This window comes from Vibrio sp. Vb1554, from assembly GCF_033344235.1.
In genome coordinates this window covers 1-17,984 of record NZ_JAWPOJ010000044.1, presented here as the reverse complement: position 1 = coordinate 17,984, position 17,984 = coordinate 1, and the positions used below count along the sequence as shown (strand labels likewise).

The 17,984-nt window shown below is 45.0% G+C and carries 15 protein-coding genes; 9 read left to right on the top strand and 6 right to left on the bottom strand.

Annotated elements, in window-relative coordinates; genetic code table 11:
- Window positions 1–168: 168 nt before the first annotated feature.
- Entirely contained in the window at window positions 169–660 is a 492-nt protein-coding gene (locus R8N28_RS22215; protein WP_005382515.1) for an Rsd/AlgQ family anti-sigma factor, read from the bottom strand.
- Window positions 661–837: 177 nt separating this feature from the next.
- Here R8N28_RS22215 and nudC point away from each other — a divergent pair, with 177 nt between their 5' ends.
- Entirely contained in the window at window positions 838–1,635 is a 798-nt protein-coding gene (nudC, locus tag R8N28_RS22210; protein WP_053350803.1) for an NAD(+) diphosphatase, read from the top strand.
- 247 nt (window positions 1,636–1,882) lie between these two features.
- Window positions 1,883–2,950, top strand: a complete 1,068-nt coding sequence (gene hemE / locus R8N28_RS22205; protein ID WP_065275605.1) for a uroporphyrinogen decarboxylase — start codon at window positions 1,883–1,885, stop codon at window positions 2,948–2,950.
- A gap of 240 nt (window positions 2,951–3,190) precedes the next feature.
- Here the strand turns inward: hemE and R8N28_RS22200 are convergent, their stop codons facing one another.
- Both R8N28_RS22200 and R8N28_RS22195 read right to left on the bottom strand, forming a co-directional pair.
- Window positions 3,191–3,763: a uracil-DNA glycosylase family protein gene (locus R8N28_RS22200; RefSeq protein ID WP_065275606.1), complete on the bottom strand. Its 573-nt coding sequence runs from the start codon at window positions 3,761–3,763 to the stop codon at window positions 3,191–3,193.
- 2 nt (window positions 3,764–3,765) lie between these two features.
- A complete protein-coding gene (locus tag R8N28_RS22195) occupies window positions 3,766–4,689 on the bottom strand; it encodes a D-2-hydroxyacid dehydrogenase (protein WP_053350802.1) in 924 nt (307 codons plus the stop codon).
- Between the two features lie 66 nt (window positions 4,690–4,755).
- On the opposite strand from R8N28_RS22195, the gene R8N28_RS22190 reads away from it, so the two are divergent.
- Window positions 4,756–5,343 (top strand): YjaG family protein, encoded by a 588-nt coding sequence (locus R8N28_RS22190; RefSeq protein ID WP_005382520.1) that lies wholly within the window; start codon window positions 4,756–4,758, stop codon window positions 5,341–5,343.
- 79 nt (window positions 5,344–5,422) lie between these two features.
- On the opposite strand, the gene R8N28_RS22185 is transcribed toward R8N28_RS22190, so the two are convergent.
- Window positions 5,423–6,556 (bottom strand): hemolysin family protein, encoded by a 1,134-nt coding sequence (locus tag R8N28_RS22185; protein ID WP_065275607.1) that lies wholly within the window; start codon window positions 6,554–6,556, stop codon window positions 5,423–5,425.
- Window positions 6,557–6,809: 253 nt separating this feature from the next.
- Here R8N28_RS22185 and hupA point away from each other — a divergent pair, with 253 nt between their 5' ends.
- Together hupA and R8N28_RS22175 are read left to right on the top strand one after the other, a co-directional pair.
- The gene (gene hupA / locus R8N28_RS22180; RefSeq protein ID WP_005382524.1) at window positions 6,810–7,082 is read left to right on the top strand and encodes a nucleoid-associated protein HU-alpha; all 273 of its coding nucleotides are present in this window, start codon (window positions 6,810–6,812) and stop codon (window positions 7,080–7,082) included.
- A 39-nt stretch (window positions 7,083–7,121) separates the two neighbouring features.
- The gene (locus R8N28_RS22175; protein ID WP_053303483.1) at window positions 7,122–7,820 is read left to right on the top strand and encodes a DUF1481 domain-containing protein; all 699 of its coding nucleotides are present in this window, start codon (window positions 7,122–7,124) and stop codon (window positions 7,818–7,820) included.
- A gap of 84 nt (window positions 7,821–7,904) precedes the next feature.
- Here R8N28_RS22175 and purD read toward each other — a convergent pair whose 3' ends face one another.
- Together purD and purH are read right to left on the bottom strand one after the other, a co-directional pair.
- Complete coding sequence (purD, locus tag R8N28_RS22170) at window positions 7,905–9,194, bottom strand: phosphoribosylamine--glycine ligase (protein WP_065275608.1); 1,290 nt, start codon at window positions 9,192–9,194, stop codon at window positions 7,905–7,907.
- 97 nt (window positions 9,195–9,291) lie between these two features.
- Window positions 9,292–10,884: a bifunctional phosphoribosylaminoimidazolecarboxamide formyltransferase/IMP cyclohydrolase gene (gene purH / locus R8N28_RS22165; protein WP_017635551.1), complete on the bottom strand. Its 1,593-nt coding sequence runs from the start codon at window positions 10,882–10,884 to the stop codon at window positions 9,292–9,294.
- A 265-nt stretch (window positions 10,885–11,149) separates the two neighbouring features.
- Here purH and zntR point away from each other — a divergent pair, with 265 nt between their 5' ends.
- From zntR to R8N28_RS22145, 4 genes are all read left to right on the top strand, one after another.
- On the top strand, window positions 11,150–11,548 hold the full coding sequence (gene zntR / locus R8N28_RS22160; RefSeq protein WP_005382529.1) for a Zn(2+)-responsive transcriptional regulator: 399 nt from the start codon (window positions 11,150–11,152) through the stop codon (window positions 11,546–11,548).
- A gap of 163 nt (window positions 11,549–11,711) precedes the next feature.
- Window positions 11,712–13,274 (top strand): lysine decarboxylation/transport transcriptional activator CadC, encoded by a 1,563-nt coding sequence (gene cadC / locus R8N28_RS22155; protein WP_065275609.1) that lies wholly within the window; start codon window positions 11,712–11,714, stop codon window positions 13,272–13,274.
- Window positions 13,275–13,971: 697 nt separating this feature from the next.
- The gene (gene cadB / locus R8N28_RS22150) at window positions 13,972–15,315 is read left to right on the top strand and encodes a cadaverine/lysine antiporter (RefSeq protein ID WP_017635552.1); all 1,344 of its coding nucleotides are present in this window, start codon (window positions 13,972–13,974) and stop codon (window positions 15,313–15,315) included.
- A 117-nt stretch (window positions 15,316–15,432) separates the two neighbouring features.
- Complete coding sequence (locus R8N28_RS22145) at window positions 15,433–17,568, top strand: lysine decarboxylase CadA (RefSeq protein ID WP_017635553.1); 2,136 nt, start codon at window positions 15,433–15,435, stop codon at window positions 17,566–17,568.
- The last annotated feature ends 416 nt before the right edge of the window (window positions 17,569–17,984 follow it).

Below are 17,984 nucleotides of genomic sequence, written 5' to 3'. Positions count from 1 at the left end.
ATAACGAGTAATCGTTAAAAGCTTAAGAAAAAGGCACCTTCGGGTGCCTTTTTAGTTTTTTATACTACTTTGTTCTTCCGGTGGGATTTTCGATAAAGCTAGAAACAAAAAAGACCGACGATGATCGTCAGTCTTTTCTCTCACTCTATTTCTGAATGTTTGCAAATACTAAGCTCCAGGTGGCATAGACAGGCTTTCTGCGATTTGCTGTATCAAATAGTCCTCGACTTCAAAGCGAGTCTCAAGAATTTCCCCAATGAGACACATATCAGAATCGAAATCATTTAATTCATCATCTTCAGTCACTTCTGAGTACTTATCGTTAAAGTTCAATAATGGTTCAGTCGTTAGAACAATTTGACCATAGGTTTGATTGATCTCATTAGTCACGACAAAGCCGGTTGCTTTCCAACGGTCCATAACCATGTCATAAATTTTAAAGTGGCCTTCGGAGATGTAATCAACGAGGTGCTGACAGAAATCCTGCAGTTCGGAAGGAGATGGGAGTTCAATAACATTGGTTTTCGAACAAGGTTGCAGCGCTGCAAGCTTACAATATTCAACAATCAGGGATTGTCGTGTCTCTAACCAGTGATCAATGACATCACTTGAGCCACCCCACTGGTCTTGTGTTTGTTTGAATTTTCTTAGCATGACCATGCCCTCATGATCTGATCGCCCATCGGCGAACGTATCCTTTGCAAAGCAAAGTTAGTAAAGTTATTACAAACTCTTGTCCTTACTAGAATTTAGAGTGCACATTTACTTAACGATAAACTCTAGTATGAAATTAGATTGCCAGTAAAATGAACGAACTTCAAGCAAAGGGATGGTGTAATGTTAAGAAAAGGTGATGTTAACCGCGCGATAAATGCATACTGGTGTGTTGTTGCAGGAAGTGAAATTTGGCTGGTGGATGGTGCTGTGCCCTTCGGGTCTGCAGAGCAGTTATCACTGCCAGTAACGAGTGCAAGACCCATTGGTGAGTATTCTGGTTCGCCCGTCTTGTGGCTTAACTTGGCCGATTTAGAGCATGATCTACCCTTAGTATCCCTGCGTGACTGCCTGCATTTTCCTGAGCCATTATTTATGTTGTTAAGTAAAGCTGTGCAATATGGGCACATGACGCAAAGTTTGCGCTTTTGTCCACAGTGCGGAGGAAGGAACTTTCTTAATAATAACCAGTTAGCCATGCAGTGTGGTGAATGTCGCACCCTTCATTATCCTAGAATATTTCCGTGTATTATCGTTGCTGTACGTAAAGAAAATCAGATTTTATTAGCCCAACATCCAAGGCATCGAAATGGTATGTATACGGTTATTGCGGGTTTTCTTGAAGTCGGTGAGACCTTAGAAGAGTGCGTGGCTCGAGAAATTCATGAAGAAACGGGAATTCTCGTTAAAAATATTCGTTACTTTGGCAGCCAGCCTTGGGCTTTCCCATCCAGTATGATGATGGGGTTTTTAGCTGACTATGAATCGGGAGAGTTAAGTCCAGACTACACTGAGCTGTCTGATGCACAATGGTTTGGTATCGACGAGATGCCGCCTGTTGCGCCTAAAGGAACGATTGCAAGAGCACTTATCGAGCAGACGCTGAAAGATATAGACACTAATTATCTGATAAATAGATAAAAAAAACCCTCCGAGAGGGAGGGGGTAAGTAAGATGTCGTTATGAGATGCTGAGTACTAAGTACTCAGTTTATAATTGTAGTTTTCGCTAGCGAACAAATTTTTAACACTGATACCGATTGGGTGCAAATTAAGCATTGATTTAAAAGTTAATAACTTGATCCAGGTTGCAAAGCACACAGCTATTGGACTTAAATCAGTGATAGAATACCCCCTTTCACAGAAAGCCTAACAGTTGGAATTACGGAATGACTGAATTAAAAAATGATCGTTATCTGCGTGCGCTTTTAAAAGAGCCGGTAGATTACACGCCAGTATGGATGATGCGCCAGGCAGGTCGTTACCTACCAGAATACAAAGTGACTCGTGCAGAAGCGGGTGATTTCATGTCTTTGTGTCGAAATGCAGAATTAGCATCCGAAGTGACACTTCAACCATTACGCCGTTTTCCTCTTGATGCCGCGATCTTATTCTCGGACATCTTAACGATTCCAGATGCAATGGGGCTTGGTTTGCGTTTTGCTGCGGGTGAAGGACCTGTTTTTGATAACCCAATTACATGCAAAGCCGACGTGGAAAAAATTGGTTTGCCAGATCCTGAAGGTGAACTGCAATACGTAATGAACGCAGTACGCCAGATCCGTAAAGACCTGAAGGGTGAAGTGCCGCTGATTGGTTTTTCTGGTAGTCCTTGGACTCTTGCGACGTATATGATCGAAGGTGGTAGCTCTAAAGCGTTTACCAAGATCAAGAAGATGATGTACGCGGAACCACAAACTCTGCACCTACTTCTAGATAAGCTGGCAGACAGCGTTATCGAGTACTTAAACGCGCAAATTAAAGCGGGTGCGCAATCGGTAATGGTATTTGACACATGGGGTGGCGTACTAACGCCTCGTGATTACAATCTGTTCTCACTGCAATACATGCACAAGATTGTAGATGGTCTGATTCGTGAAAACGACGGTCGTCGCGTGCCAGTCACACTGTTTACTAAGAATGGCGGCATGTGGCTTGAGCAAATCGCAGCAACGGGCTGTGATGCGGTTGGTCTAGACTGGACAATCAACATTGCAGACGCGAAAGCACGTATCGGTGATAAAGTGGCTCTGCAAGGTAACATGGACCCATCAATGCTTTACGCTTCACCAGAGCGTATCCGTGAAGAAGTCGCGGGTATTCTAGAAGGTTTTGGTGATGCAGGTACTGGTCATGTGTTCAACCTAGGTCACGGTATCCATTTGGATGTGCCGCCAGAAAACGCGGGCGTATTTGTGGAAGCGGTACACGAGCTATCTAAGCCATACCACAAGTAAGTTAGATCTTTTGAAATCAAATGCCGGCATTCAGTGCCGGTATTTTTTTGCCTAAAATTCATTTTTCCTATCTGAGACTCAAGGCTGTACAGCTCTAGTAGTATTTGGCCTACCATGATCTAATTACTACTCTAGCTGTACACTAGATATTAAAGTTTAATATAAACAAATACTTATGATTTCTGCTTTTATGTTCTAATTTTCTTGTACAGATAAACAAGCAATTAGATCATGGGTAACCTAAAGCATCGAGTGAACGCGTTTTTTAAGGTATGGCACGACGTCAGATTCAAACCAAGGGTTCTTCTTTAACCACAATGTATTGCGTGGAGATGGGTGAGGGAGAGGGATAAAGTCTGGTTCCCAATCTTGCCATTGCTGAACGGTTTGTGTGAGCGTCTTTGGTTTGTTGGTGAGATAGTACTGCTGCGAGTACTGACCAATTAGTAGAGTGAGCTCTATATTGGGCAGCTGCTCATGAATCTTTTTATGCCAAGTGGGCGCACATTCTTTACGAGGCGGTAAATCCCCAGAGTTCCCTTTGCCTGGATAACAGAATCCCATTGGGACAATGGCAATTTTATTTGGGTCGTAGAAAACGTCTTTGTCGATATCGAGCCATTGGCGTAATCGATCACCACTTGGGTCATTCCAAGGTATCGAGGTTTTGTGTGCACGTGTGCCAGGGGCCTGACCGATGATTAGGATGCGTGCCCCTTTTGCGGCTTGTACGACAGGGTTTGCGCCCAAAGGTAAATTATCCGCGCATATCTGGCAGGCCCTCACTTGCTGCAATAGCTCGTCTAACGACATTCTCAGTAACCCTTTTCGAAATCCACTTGATAATTTAATGAAAACCCATCGCGCCAGCGTAGATAGTTGTCAGCAAAAATCTCGATGACTTGCTCGGGAAAACTCAGCGCAGCAATGTGTGGAGTGATGGTGACTTGCGGTAGTTTCCAAAACGGATGCTCTACCGATAACGGTTCTTGCTCAAACACATCTAAGAAGGCGTGTTCTACCCAACGGTTTTTCAGAGCGAAGAGCAACCCTGCCTCATCCAATACGTCGCCACGACCTACGTTAAACAATAACGCCTGATTTAGTTGGCTGAGCGTTTGACGATTAAGTAACTGTCGCGTCTCAGGTGTACTTGGTAGAGTATTCACAACGATGTCGGCTTGCTCAAATGCCTTACTTAGTTCATTGATATGAAAGGTCTGATGAAACTCGCCGCCTGAAGTCGGGATACCTGTGCGGTTAATACCGATAGTTTTTATCCCCATTGCTTTAGCGGCGTTGCCCAGATAGCCCCCAATGCTACCGGTACCAAGAATTACCATGGTTTTACTTTGTAATGACGTGTATAGGTGAGGCTGCCATTGTTTGTTTTGTTGTTGCTGGTGGTATCGGGCAAAGTGGCGGTAATGGGCAATACTGTAACCCAAAACATATTCAGCAATCAGTGGACCAAAGATGCCTCGAACGTTAGTTAGAGTATAGTCCTGACGAAGGCTAGGGGATGTTAAGGCGTTGACACCAGCAAACGTGGATTGCACCCATTCAAGCTGTGAAAATTCGTCTAAGCTTTGTGATAGTAAGGGTGGATCCGCTAGTACGATCTGAGCGGCTTCTGGTTGGTCGGTGAGGCAAAGATCGGGCAGATTTTTCTCTGCCAGTAACGTTTTGTAGGTGTCGCGATGCTCTGAGAGCAGGAAAATCTGATTTGAATGCGGCATTAACTTTTTTCCCTGTGATGAATCAAGTACACTTTCGCTGTTTTTTTCTTCAATGATTGAGTGACTATGCTTAAGAATCCTCTTCAGGTTCGTTTAGAAAAACTAGAACCTTGGCAACAAATTACCTTTATGGCGTGTCTGTGTGAACGCATGTATCCAAACTATGCGATGTTTTGTGAGAATACAGAATTTGCTGACCCGCGTGCTTACCGAGCGATTCTTGATAGTGTATGGGAAATTTTGACAGTTAAGAACGCGAAAATTAACTTCGAACGTCAATTGGAGAAGTTAGAAGAGTTGTTCCCAAGTGCGGATGAGTTCGATTTTTACGGCGTTTACCCAGCGATGGACGCGTGTCAGGGTTTGTCTACGTTACTGCATGGTCTATTGGACCGCGATTACCTTTTCGATTCAATGCTTAAAGTGAGTCAACAGTCGGTACAAACCGTTGCTGATCTAGAGCAAGCACAAGGCGCAGAGCCAATCACTAACGACAACCAGAAAGAAAACGAAGCCGTATGTGAAGAGTGGGACGTCCAGTGGGCTATCTTCCGTCCGCTGCGTGAAGCGGTAGAACGTGACATCAGCTTGATTAAAGATTTGCGTGAAGAGCTACGTGAAGAAGGTGTGAGCAACATCGGTATTGCACTTTAATTGTTGAATAAATAGAAAAAGGCATCCTAACTGGATGCCTTTTTTGTTTGTGCGTTTAAGCTGTTATACCTAATGCTGATTACGATTCTTTCGAGTCGGGTTTCGGTGGCTCTTGAGCTTCTGGCTCTTTATCCTGCTTCTCCAGCTCGTTATCTTCTTCATCGTCATCGCGGCTTTCGATTACGCCGTGCATTTCTTTCCAGCTTTCCCAGCGTTGGTAAGCCAGCTCCTGCATGTCAGTGCTTTTATCTGCTTCGTCGATGATCTCCTCGCCTACGAGGTGTTCAAAAATATCTTCCAACGTTACCAAACCTAGCACGGTACCGTATTCATCAACAACAAGTGCCAGCTGTAAGCGATGAGTCATCATCTGGTCGAATACTTTAGGTAAAGTGGTATTGTTTAGCACCACTTGAATTGGGCGCATGATTGCTCCCAACTGTTTCTGTCCACAACCTGATTGTTGTAGTTTGAACAACTCAAGGCGATGCACAAAACCAATGATGTTATCTTTCTGTTCGCTGTAAACCAATGGGCGTGAGAAAGGCGTATCTTTGTGTTTTTCTAGGAACTCATTGATGGTCATTGTGGCATCGACACGGAATACTACTGGTCGTGGCGTCATAACCTGCGTTACGGGTACATCTTGGATGCCAAGCAAGTTGCTTAAGATTTTTGATTCACCCTCGGCAAACTCACCGCTTTCACGTGCCAGAATCGCCATTGCAGACAGCTCATCACGCATCTTTGGAGCTTCGTGGTTACGAGCAAGACGCTTGGTGATTTGCTCTGAGAACCAAACAAAGGGTGTAAGCGCCCATACCATCCAACGCAATGCGACCGCGGCAGTGGGTGCCAACTGACGCCAGTAGGTCGCGCCAATCGTCTTCGGTACGATTTCTGAAAGCACTAAGATCGCCAATGTCAGCACTGCCGAAAAGATACCTAATGCTTCGCTACCAAATACAACCGCAGCTTGTGCACCAGCAGTGGCCGCGCCGATAGTGTGAGCGATGGTGTTTAAAGTCAGAATAGATGCCAGTGGTCGGTCGATATCTGATTTCAGCTTAGCCAATTGCCCAGCTGCGGGATGCCCCTGTTGATTGAGCTGCGCAATGTAGCTCGGACTGATACTCAGCAGTACCGCCTCCAGCACCGAACAGATAAACGAAATGCCGATTGCAATAGAGATATAAATGGATAACAGCAGCATAGTTGCCCTTGAATGTAGTTTGATAGTGGTTATTTGCAGCTATTATAACCGCAAAAGTGACTTATAAATTGGTCCAAATACCTTGGAAAGCAAGGGTTTTCAGGGGGTATGTGGTAACAAATTGTGAGTTATTACTCATATTATGGCTAAAAGTACGTCAGAAAATCGAAAGATCGCTTACAAACCTTTGCCAGATGGGGCATTTATGTTTTAGAGTGAGACGAATTCGATAACCTATGAGAAGGGAAACCTAATGAACAAGACCCAATTAATCGACTTTATCGCAGAGAAAGCAGACCTATCAAAAGCACAAGCAAAAGCTGCTCTTGAAGCGACTCTTGATGGTGTAACTGGCGCACTTAAAGAGGGTGACCAAGTTCAACTAATTGGTTTTGGTACATTCAAAGTAAACCACCGCGCTGCACGTACTGGTCGTAACCCTAAGACTGGTGACGAGATTCAAATCGCAGCAGCTAACGTACCAGCATTCGTAGCAGGTAAAGCGCTGAAAGAATCAGTAAACTAAGTTAGAATGCACCGAGGTATCCTGCCTCGGTGCAATTTCATGAAAAAACATCTACTCACTTCACTTCTCCTATCTAGCCTTACCCTTTTTGGCTGTTCATCGGTTGAAACTCCTAATTTAGAACAATTCACGCATTTTTCTGGTGGTAAAGTTGCGGGAGATGCTAGCAGCTTGTACTGGATGACAGAGAAACTCACTCGTGTGAGTACGGCGGCTGATTATGTGACTATGGGGGACAATGGTTGGTTCCAGAGTGATTATCGCTGGGACGAAGGTGAGTTGCGAGAGTTGATTCGAAAAGGCGAGCAAGTTGATACCAAACAAGAGTTGGTGCCTTTTCAAATCCACATCCGTTTCAATAAAGATGGCGAAGCGGTTTACCAACAATATCGTGTTAACCGTAAAGTCTTACCACTCCAGCATGACCAATTAGAGCGCTACAAAGCAGAAGCGAATGACGTAGTGGCATCGGTTAAGGCGCAGTCTCGTAACAATCAGAGCCTTATTCAAGGTTATTGGAATGGTCAATCGTTTGAAACCTGCAAAGGTAAGGTGTTCTCGACACTCGAGTTTAATCAGACGCTGCCAAAATTTATTATCGAGCGTCTCTCATCGGTAGACAGTTATGTGGCTTTTGTCGGCAAGCAGTCACGAAACAAAGCAATGGTCGATGAACTGTTGATGCTCAATGACGATGACTTTGATTGTGTTTCTCGGCCAAAGTTGATCTCTGAATAAACATTGCTTCGAATTCTGTCGAACAAGAACAATAAAAAAAGGCGCTGAGTGCGCCTTTTGTTTTTTAGCCAACTTATGTTGTTTTTATTTTTCTTGCTCACGTGCAATTGCACGGTAGCCGATGTCGTTGCGATGGAACATGCCATCCCAACTGATCTGTTTTGCAAGCTCGTAAGCACGCTGCTGCGCTTCTGATACACTGTTGCCAAGTGCGGTTGCACAAAGAACACGACCACCGTTTGTCACGATGTCGCCATCTTTGTTATCTGTACCAGCATGGAAGACTTTTTCGCCTTCAATTTCAACTTGTGGCAGACCCGAAATAACGTCGCCTTTGTTGTACGCTGCTGGATAACCACCGGCTGCTAGCACGATACCAATCGATGCTCGTGGATCCCATTTTGATTCCACTTGATCCAGTTTTTGGTCAATCGCAGTTAAACATAGATCAACGAGATCGGATTGCATACGCATCATGATCGGTTGCGTTTCTGGATCACCAAAACGACAGTTATACTCAATCACTTTAGGTGTACCGTCTTTGTCGATCATTAGGCCTGCGTATAGGAAACCTGTGTAAGGATGACCTTCAGAAGCCATGCCGCGTACGGTTGGGTAAATCACTTCTTCCATGATGCGGTTGTGGATTTCCTGTGTCACGACTGGAGCAGGCGAGTATGCCCCCATGCCACCCGTGTTAGGGCCTGTATCTTTGTCGCCTACGCGCTTGTGATCTTGGCTGGTGGCCATTGGCAGAACGTTCTCACCATCAACCATCACGATGAAGCTTGCTTCTTCACCGTCCAGGAATTCTTCAATCACTACACGGCTGCCAGCGTCACCAAAAGCGTTACCTGCGAGCATGTCTTTGATTGCATCTTCTGCTTCTTCTAGCGTCATTGCCACAATCACACCTTTACCAGCAGCAAGGCCATCTGCTTTCACCACAATCGGTGCACCTTGTTCACGTACGTAAGCAAGTGCTGGTTCGATTTCAGTAAAGTTCGCGTAAGCACCCGTTGGGATTTGGTGACGAGCAAGGAAGTCTTTAGTAAATGCTTTAGAGCCTTCAAGCTGTGCTGCTACTTGGGTCGGGCCGAAGATTGGCAAACCTGCTTCGCGGAAAGCATCAACCACACCAATAACCAATGGTGCTTCTGGGCCAACGATAGTCAGTTCAATCGCCTTCTCTTTGGCGAAAGCAACAAGGCCAGCGATGTCTTCTACATCGATGTTTACGTTTTCTAGTTTTGGTTCTAGAGCCGTACCAGCGTTGCCTGGTGCAACGAAGATAGTCTCAACATTTGGGTTTTGTGCCGCTTTCCAGCCTAGCGCATGTTCACGACCACCTGAACCGATAATTAATACATTCATTTTTAATCCTTTTTATCACGGTGGTGATAAGAATACAGAACGTTTCGTTAACAGAATACAGAAGAGCTATCATCCGCTCTGTATTCTGTGTTTTAAATTAGTGGCGGAAGTGACGCATACCGGTAAAGATCATCGCCATGCCGTGTTCGTCTGCTGCTGCAATAACTTCGTCATCACGCATAGAACCACCTGGTTGGATAACACACTTGATGCCCGCTTCTGCAGCCGCGTCGATACCGTCACGGAATGGGAAGAATGCATCTGATGCCATTACACAACCTTCAACCTGTAGACCTTCGTCTGCAGCTTTGATGCCCGCGATTTTCGCAGAGTAAACGCGGCTCATTTGGCCAGCACCTACACCGATAGTCATGTCGCTTTTCGAGTAAACGATCGCGTTAGATTTCACGTATTTCGCTACTTTCCAGCAAAACAGTGCATCTTTCAGCTCTTCTTCTGTTGGCTGGCGCTTAGAAACCACTTTTAGGTCGTCTAGGCTTACCATGCCTTGGTCACGGTCTTGAACCAGTAGACCGCCATTCACGCGTTTCACGTCAAAGCCAGTTGTCTTAGTTGTCCATTCGCCACACTCAAGTAGACGCACGTTCTTCTTCGCGGCAACCACTTCAATCGCTTCTGCAGAAACAGAAGGTGCGATGATTACTTCAACGAATTGACGCTCAACAATAGCGGTTGCCGTTTCTGCATCTAGCTCTTGGTTGAATGCAATGATGCCGCCGAATGCAGATGTTGGGTCAGTTTGGTAAGCACGGTTGTACGCTTCTAGGATGTCTTTACCTAGAGCAACACCGCATGGGTTTGCGTGTTTTACGATTACACATGCTGGCTCGTTGAACTCTTTCACACATTCAAGCGCTGCGTCCGTGTCTGCGATGTTGTTGTAAGAAAGGGCTTTACCTTGGATTTGGCGAGCAGTAGAAACGGATGCTTCTTGTTGGTTTGCTTCAACGTAGAATGCGGCTGCTTGGTGGCTGTTCTCACCGTAGCGCATGTCTTGCTTCTTCTCGAACTGTTGGTTGAACGTACGAGGGAATTTGCTCTCTTCATCACCGTCTTTGTTCTCACCGTAAGATGGAACCATAGTGCCGAAGTAGTTTGCGATCATGCCGTCGTAAGATGCTGTGTGCTCGAATGCTGCGATAGCTAGGTCGAAACGAGTTTCGAGAGTGAGAGATTTGTCGTTTGCGTCCATCTCTGTAATTACGCGGCCGTAATCACCTGCATTAACAACGATAGTCACGTCTTTGTGGTTTTTCGCTGCAGAACGAACCATTGTTGGGCCGCCGATATCGATGTTTTCAACAGCGTCGGCTAGTGTACAGCCTTCTTTGGCAACGGTTTCTGCGAATGGGTATAGGTTTACGACAACCATATCGATAGGGTTGATGCCGTGCTTTTCCATCACGTCATCATCTTGGCCACGACGACCAAGCACACCACCGTGAACTTTTGGGTGAAGCGTTTTAACGCGGCCGTCCATCATTTCTGGGAAACCAGTGTAGTCAGAGACTTCGGTTACGGCGATGCCTTGTTCGGCAAGTAGGCGAGCTGTACCACCAGTAGATAGGATATCGACACCGCGCTCAGCAAGAGCTTGCGCAAACTCAACAATACCTGTTTTGTCTGATACGCTGATAAGCGCACGGCGAATAGGACGAGCGTTATTCATGCTTCCATTTTCCTCAAATTCACGGAGTTAAAGATGTTTGCCAAAAATGAACTTGTTTTTACCTCTTGGGGTAAAATATTGGCCAGTTTTGGTAAAGACCTTTGCAGGGTGTTTTCTGATTAGAAAACAGTCTCCACATTTGATGGCGCGTATTCTAACCAATTTATTACAAAAAAGCTCGCGCAATCGTTTGGCATCTCAAAAATAATTGCAAAAAAGTCGTTCTTTAGCTTTAAAAGTAACGAGATAGTTAATAGGGAAAGTTATGTTTCAGATAGGTGAACTGGCAAAACGTTGTGGTGTGACTGCCGATACATTGCGTTTCTACGAGAAAAACGCGCTAATAAAACCCGCAGGACGAAGTGAGTCAGGCTACCGATTGTATGATGAAGAGAATCAAAAGCAGGTGCACTTTATCCTCAAAGGTAAAGATCTTGGCTTGAGTCTGGATGAAATTAAAGACCTGTTAGAAATTAAGTTAGAAGCGACAGAACACAGCTGTGCAGAGGTAAAAGCCATTACTTCTGCTAAGTTAGAGCTGATTGATGGGAAAATTAACGAGCTGACGAAAATTCGCCGAGCTTTGAAGAAGATTAATGATGCTTGTTGTGGTCATACAGACGATGACGCCACACATTGCTCTATCCTTGCAGCACTTGAGTAGTCTCATTCTTGAATCACTTAACTTAAGTTTGCATTTTTGGCAACTTGCTTTTCTAGGTACACGCTGCTTTCCCACCTATAATCTTGCCTTTAGTTACTTGTAGGAATCGACCATTGTCTGATTCCTACCGTAACGCTGTCTGTAGATACGAGAGTTTTCATACATGGTTGGAGTCTATTTTCAAATCAATGACTGGGTTTTGAGCGTTGATGAAAATAAGCTGTATCGACAAGATAGGGAAGTTACTGTTGAGCCACGCTTAATTAATCTTTTGCACTTCTTAGCGGAGCATGCGAATGAGGTGTTCAACCGCGAGGAATTGATTCAGTACGTTTGGGCTGGAGCGATTGTGACCGATCAAGTGGTGACTCAATCCATCTTTGAGTTGCGTAAGCTACTACGTGACGGTCGAGAGGAAAATACCAACTACGTTATCACGGTGCCCAAGCGTGGCTATAAGCTGGTAGCTAACGTGGTTGCTATGACGCATGAAGAGTTTGTCACAAGTCGGCAAAATGAAGAGATCCCACCTTCGGTTGAAGAATCGGAAGAGGATTGTCTACCTATAGCACCAGCCGTTACCTTTCCTGCCGGTCCTCTAACTCGCGCGGTCTGCGAGATGTCAAAAGAGAAAAAAGCCCCTCAGAGCAAAAACAAAATCAGTCCTTGGCGATTGGGAATTATGAACTTCATCTGGATCAGTATGTTGGTCGTAGTGATGGGCGTGTTTACCTACAAGCAATCGGAAGTGCGTATTACCCAAGCCATCGATACCCATCTGATTGAGTTCAAGTTTCAAGATAATTTTACGAGTGAAGGATTAAGCTACGATTTGGCAGACGGATTCGCCCAAAAGTTGATGTCCGACATTGCTCAAGTCAGTGATTACCGAGTCATGCTAAAGAAGGCGTCGTTTACTTCTGGCATTGTACCTGGTAAATCGGTTGTGGTGAGAGTTCGTGAGAATGACGGTGGCAGCTTTTTAGAGGTGGAATATCGCAATAACTCATCTGAAAAAGTGTTGTTTAGTCGTCAATACGCGTTAACCAGTAGTCATTTAAAGACAGTGCTTCAACAAGCGTCGTTGGATTTGATGCAAGTGCTGAAAGTATCGGATGCCAAATTGAAATCTACGATGCTGGTGGCGGGAATGCCAATGAATCCCGACGCGTTGGAGTTGTTTGTTCAGGCTAACCATTACCTTAATGTCTCTGATACTAAACAATTCCGCCAAGGTATCGACTTGATGGAAAACATTTTAGAAATCGAGCCGGATAATGCTTACGTTCAAGCTGAGTTGTTGATTGCTTACCATGTACAAAAGGCACTTGATTTCTCACAGGAGTTGAAGAAAGGGCGAATGCAGCAGCTCAGTGAAGCACTAGAGACTAATGTGAAAATGATGGTGGGGCCAATTCAACCGCGAATTTATGAAGCTTTAGCACTGCACGAAACCATCATTGGTGACATGGCGTTAGCCAAGCGGCATCTCGGACAGGCATTGAGGTTACGTGATTCAGTGCTTTCCTATGTGATTCGCGGTAAGCACGCCGAATTGGATGGTGATCTGGATTTAGCCAGTGAGTCTTACAGTGAAGCTTTCTATATTGATACGTCGGTTGAGACGTACCTGCTGTGCGAAAACTTGGTCTTCCCAAGTAACATGAAGGCGATTGATTACGCCATGTATCGCGCCGTTCACCCTTCTGTCGTTCGAATGCTTTAATTCTCTCGGACTCAACGTCAGTCTAATGCTAGCCCCTCATTTCGGTGAGGGGCTTTTTTGTCGCTGTCGAAAAGTGAAAAGGGTGAGGCGGTGGGGCAATGACTTACGAAGGAGCTAACAACGCAAGCTTGCAACGGGAATACATACCCGCTTTGCTTCTCTATCTCTATCTCTATCTCTATCTCTATCTCTATCTCTATCTCTATCTCTATCTCTATCTCTATTGATTGTATGAAGTGTCTGGATGAGTTATGTGGCGAGAATGATTTTGGTGCCTTCTTGCATGCGAGATGAATATTGACTTGGGTCAAGAAGCGCGATCAGGGAGAGATTTATGGAATCAACACTTCAGGGAATTAACCCTTCGGGATGGGGAAGTTGATAGAGGTTGATAACTTTTATCGCGATGACCAACGAGTTGATGAGAGTTTATCTATCGGTAGAAGGTTTGATGTTTTTCTTGTAACTGTATGAATAATATAGTTTTATGTTTTTGTGTTTATCATGTTTATCTCAACTTGATGTTGATGAACTAATCATTTTATTGATAACACCAAGTTTATTTTTTTCCCGATTTTTGGGCGTAGTCTTCACTTCGAAATTTAGCGAGGTCGAGAAGGTTCCTCCTCATAGCATCTCGCTAATAACCATTCAGTTTGAGTCATGTTGACTCGAGTAGAATAGATTTGGAGATGTTATGTCATCGAATGCGAAAAAAATCGGCCTTATTGCCTGTACGGGTGTCGTAGCCGGTAACATGATGGGTAGTGGTATTGCACTATTACCTTCTAGTCTTGCCTCTGTAGGCTCTGTTTCAATCTTCAGTTGGCTGATCTGTTTGGTCGGTGCACTGAGTCTGGCGTTCGTTTACGCTCGTCTGGCAACCAAAAACCCACAAGAAGGTGGTCCTATCGCTTATGCTGGCGAAGTGTCTCCGGTATTTGGTTTCCAAACGGGCGTTCTTTATTACCACGCGAACTGGATTGGTAACCTGGCTATTGCCATTACAGGTGTTTCTTACCTTTCAGTATTCTTCCCTGTGCTTAATAACCCAATTCCAGCAGGTATTGCGACGATTGCATCGGTATGGATCTTCACTTTCGTCAACCTACTTGGTGGTAGCTGGGTAAGCCGTCTATGTACGCTTGGTTTAGTTCTTATCCTTATCCCAGTTGTTGGTACAGCTGCATTTGGTTGGACGCACTTCGATACTGCGCTTTACAGCCAAAACTGGAACGTATCAGCAGGCACTGACAGCCACGCGGTAGTAACAGCGGTTCTTATCTGTCTATGGTCATTCGTAGGTGTGGAATCAGCAGCGGTATCGACGGGTATGGTAGAAAACCCTAAACGTACTGTACCACTAGCAACTATGTTAGGTACTGGTATCGCAGGTGTGATTTACATCCTATCAACTCAAATGATCAGCGGCATGTTCCCAGCGTCAGAAGTTGCGGCATCAGGTGCGCCATTTGCATTGGCAACCACTGAGCTATTCGGTAGCTGGACTGCACCATTCGTATCAGCATTCACAGCACTAGCATGTTTCACTTCGCTAGGTTCTTGGATGATGCTGGTGGGCGAGGCTGGTAAACGTGCAGCAAGCGATGGCAACTTCCCTAAAATCTACGGCGAAACTGACAAAAACGGTGTGCCTAAGAAAGGTCTAATCCTTGCGTCAATCAAGATGACTGCACTGATGGTTGTACTGATGTTCTTCAGCTCTAAAACAGCACACGCATCAGACCTGTTCAACCAGCTAACGACTGACGCAGTTCTACTAACAATGCTGCCTTACTTCTACTCAAGCATTAACTTGATTCGCTTCGAAGGTATGACAACACGCAACGGCTTCGTAATGCTGTTCTCTGGTGTGGCTTGTCTGTTCTGCTTCATCGCACTAGCAGGTGCAGAGGGCGGTACGCTAACAGCAACCTTCATCGTGTCTCTAGTTATCTTGATGTTCTACAGCAAAAAAGCAGGTCTTGCTCAGTACGTGAAAATGCACGCTGAAGACATGCCTGCCCAAGCAAGCAACTAATCCCCAAAACGCTGGCACTACGGTGCCAGCCCATAAAACCCAAATTCACGCGGCGCTCACCTTACTCATTGCCTGTAAATGGCAAAGAGCGCCCTCATTCGCCTTGGAGATGTCCAAATGAATATATTCGCTATCTTGAACCACATGGGTGTGTTCTTTAAAGAAGAGCCAGTTCGTCAACTTCACGCTGCTCTTGAGAAAGCGGGCTACGAAGTGGTTTACCCAGTAGATGATAAAGACTTGATCAAAATGATTGAGATGAACCCACGCATTTGCGGTGTGTTGTTCGACTGGGATAAATACTCACTTGAGCTATGTGAACGTATCAGCCAAATCAACGAAAAACTGCCTGTTCACGCATTTGCTAACGAACAGTCTACTCTAGACATTTCACTAACAGACCTACGTCTAAACGTGAGCTTCTTCGAGTACGCTTTAGGTATGGCTGACGACATCGCTATCAAAATCAACCAAGCGACTGAGGCATACAAAGATGCCATCATGCCTCCATTCACTAAAGCGCTATTCAAATACGTAGAAGAAGGTAAATACACCTTCTGTACTCCAGGTCACATGGGCGGTACTGCATTCCAGAAAAGCCCTGCTGGTAGCATCTTCTACGATTTTTACGGTCCAAACACATTCAAAGCGGACGTATCAATCTCAATGCCTGAACTAGGTTCTCTACTAGACCACTCAGGTCCACATAAAGATGCAGAAGAATACATCGCACGCACATTCAATGCAGACAGCTCGTACATCGTAACTAACGGTACGTCTACATCGAACAAAATCGTTGGTATGTACTCAGCACCTGCTGGCAGCACAGTACTGATTGACCGTAACTGTCACAAATCTCTGACTCACCTAATGATGATGAGCGACGTGACACCAATCTACTTCCGCCCAACTCGTAACGCATACGGCATCCTTGGTGGTATTCCACAAAGCGAATTCAGCCGCGATGTCATTGCAGAGAAAGTGGCGAAAACACCAGGTGCAACAGCACCAACTTACGCAGTAGTGACTAACTCAACTTACGATGGCTTGCTGTACAACACACAATTCATCAAAGAGTCGCTAGATTGTAAACACATCCACTTCGACAGTGCTTGGGTGCCTTACACTAACTTCAACCCAATTTACGAAGGTAAATGTGGTATGAGTGGTGAAGCGATGCCAGGCAAAGTGTTCTACGAAACACAATCAACACACAAACTGTTGGCTGCGTTCTCACAAGCTTCAATGATTCACGTGAAAGGTGACTTTGATAAAGAATCTTTCAACGAAGCATTCATGATGCACACTTCAACTTCACCTCAGTACGGCATTGTTGCTTCTACTGAAACTGCAGCGGCAATGATGCGCGGCAACACTGGTAAGAAGTTGATGCAAGACTCTATCGATCGCGCAATCCGCTTCCGTAAAGAGATCAAACGCCTAGAAGCAGAAAGCGACAGCTGGTTCTTCGATGTATGGCAACCAGAAAACATCGATACCACGGAATGTTGGAAACTAGACCCTAGCGACACATGGCACGGCTTCAAGAACATGGATGACAACCACATGTATCTTGATCCAATCAAAGTAACGCTACTGACTCCTGGGATGAATAAAGAAGGCGAACTAGAAGAATCAGGTATTCCTGCTTCGCTGGTGGCTAAATTCCTAGACGAGCGCGGCATCGTGGTAGAGAAAACAGGTCCATACAACTTGTTGTTCCTATTCTCAATCGGTATCGACAAATCAAAAGCAATGCAATTGCTACGCGGTCTAACTGAATTTAAACGTGGCTACGACTTGAACCTAACCATCAAGAGCTTCCTACCTTCGCTATACAACGAAGACCCAAGCTTTTATGAAGGCATGCGTGTTCAAGAACTAGCACAAGCGATTCATGACCTAACTAAGAAATATAACCTACCTGAGCTAATGTACAAAGCGTTCGATGTACTTCCAGAAATGAAAGTAACACCACACGCAGCATGGCAAGAAGAGCTTCGTGGCAACATCGAAGAAATCAAACTGGAAGAAATGGTTGGCCGCGTAAGTGCGAACATGATCCTTCCTTACCCTCCAGGTGTGCCACTAGTACTTCCTGGTGAAATGGTGACTCAAGAGTCTCGCCCTGTGCTGGACTTCCTAGAAATGCTTTGTGAGATCGGTGCGCATTACCCAGGTTTCGAAACCGACATCCACGGTCTATACCAACAAAAAGATGGTAGCTACACCGTAAAAGTATTGAAGAACTAAGTTCCTCTCGAAGATGACGCCATTGGGAATGCAAGCATGCTCCACTCTTACGAGCTCAATGCGTCATCGAACAATAACGACATTTAGATATACCCCTAACTAATCTGTCGTAAAGAGAAGGGCAAGGATGCTCTGATCTTTTCTTCTATATAGAAGAAACACTTTTCCAAGACTTCACCTGAAGTACCCCAAATAAAAAGCAAAGACCAAAAGAGCAGTTCGTCATCGTTCTGCTCTTTTTTCGTCTTTATATAGATAGAAAGAGAAAAAAGAACCAAGAGAGATAAGATCGTTGAGTATTTATGCAGAGTGCTCGTTATTTGTTCGGTTGAGAGTTTTTTTGCAAAAAACGCTTGTACTAATTTCTCAACTCCCTATACTGCGCATCCACCGACACGGAGTGAGACGAAAGTCAC

What these genes read in the sequence shown, in the direction of transcription:
- R8N28_RS22215 (WP_005382515.1), bottom strand. Translation starts at nt 660, where the DNA reads ATGGTCATGCTAAGAAAATTCAAACAAACACAAGACCAGTGGGGTGGC.
- nudC (WP_053350803.1), top strand. Translation starts at nt 838, where the DNA reads ATGTTAAGAAAAGGTGATGTTAACCGCGCGATAAATGCATACTGGTGT.
- hemE (WP_065275605.1), top strand. Translation starts at nt 1,883, where the DNA reads ATGACTGAATTAAAAAATGATCGTTATCTGCGTGCGCTTTTAAAAGAG.
- R8N28_RS22200 (WP_065275606.1), bottom strand. Translation starts at nt 3,763, where the DNA reads ATGTCGTTAGACGAGCTATTGCAGCAAGTGAGGGCCTGCCAGATATGC.
- R8N28_RS22195 (WP_053350802.1), bottom strand. Translation starts at nt 4,689, where the DNA reads ATGCCGCATTCAAATCAGATTTTCCTGCTCTCAGAGCATCGCGACACC.
- R8N28_RS22190 (WP_005382520.1), top strand. Translation starts at nt 4,756, where the DNA reads ATGCTTAAGAATCCTCTTCAGGTTCGTTTAGAAAAACTAGAACCTTGG.
- R8N28_RS22185 (WP_065275607.1), bottom strand. Translation starts at nt 6,556, where the DNA reads ATGCTGCTGTTATCCATTTATATCTCTATTGCAATCGGCATTTCGTTT.
- hupA (WP_005382524.1), top strand. Translation starts at nt 6,810, where the DNA reads ATGAACAAGACCCAATTAATCGACTTTATCGCAGAGAAAGCAGACCTA.
- R8N28_RS22175 (WP_053303483.1), top strand. Translation starts at nt 7,122, where the DNA reads ATGAAAAAACATCTACTCACTTCACTTCTCCTATCTAGCCTTACCCTT.
- purD (WP_065275608.1), bottom strand. Translation starts at nt 9,194, where the DNA reads ATGAATGTATTAATTATCGGTTCAGGTGGTCGTGAACATGCGCTAGGC.
- purH (WP_017635551.1), bottom strand. Translation starts at nt 10,884, where the DNA reads ATGAATAACGCTCGTCCTATTCGCCGTGCGCTTATCAGCGTATCAGAC.
- zntR (WP_005382529.1), top strand. Translation starts at nt 11,150, where the DNA reads ATGTTTCAGATAGGTGAACTGGCAAAACGTTGTGGTGTGACTGCCGAT.
- cadC (WP_065275609.1), top strand. Translation starts at nt 11,712, where the DNA reads ATGGTTGGAGTCTATTTTCAAATCAATGACTGGGTTTTGAGCGTTGAT.
- cadB (WP_017635552.1), top strand. Translation starts at nt 13,972, where the DNA reads ATGTCATCGAATGCGAAAAAAATCGGCCTTATTGCCTGTACGGGTGTC.
- R8N28_RS22145 (WP_017635553.1), top strand. Translation starts at nt 15,433, where the DNA reads ATGAATATATTCGCTATCTTGAACCACATGGGTGTGTTCTTTAAAGAA.